This window comes from Aminobacter sp. P4_D5 (genome assembly GCF_056401815.1).
This window is the reverse complement of the sequence record NZ_JBFUIP010001293.1, coordinates 1-537: the sequence shown is the minus strand read 5'-3', so window position 1 is coordinate 537 and position 537 is coordinate 1. Positions and strand designations below refer to the sequence as shown.

General features: G+C 69.3%; 1 protein-coding gene. It reads left to right on the top strand.

Annotated features, from left to right (window positions below):
* A partial coding sequence (locus tag AC1DWF_RS38015) for a tripartite tricarboxylate transporter permease (RefSeq protein WP_476843571.1) occupies nucleotides 1-537 on the top strand: 537 nt, incomplete at both ends.

Sequence of the window (537 nt, the reverse complement as noted above, 5' to 3'; positions counted from 1 at the left end):
GGGCTGGTCTGCACCATCCTCATGATCCAGGGCTCGGCGCTGAAGGGCATGGTGATGATCGGCCTCGGCTCGGCCTTCTCCACCCTTGGGATGGACGTGGTGAGCGGCGAGTTCCGCTTCACCTTCGGCACCATCGAACTGACAGCGGGGATCGAGCTGGTCGCCGTCGTCATCGGCCTCTTCGGCCTCGCGGAGATCCTCTCCAACGTCGAGGAATCGGAGAAGAGCATCGAGGTCACGCGCGGGTTCAAGGGCATCTGGCCCACGCGCGCCGACTGGAAGGCGAGCTGGGCGCCCATCCTGCGCGGCAGCGGGCTCGGCTTCGCGGTCGGGCTGGTGCCGGGCGGCGGGCCGGTCACGGCATCCTTCCTCTCCTATGCGGCGGAGCGGCGCATCGGGCGCGATCCCTCGACCTTCGGCAAGGGCCGCTTCGAGGGCGTGGCCGGGCCGGAGGCCGCGAACAATGCCGCCGTCTCCAGCGGCATGATTCCGCTGCTCTCGCTGGGCATCCCCGGCAATGCGGTGACCGCGTTGCTG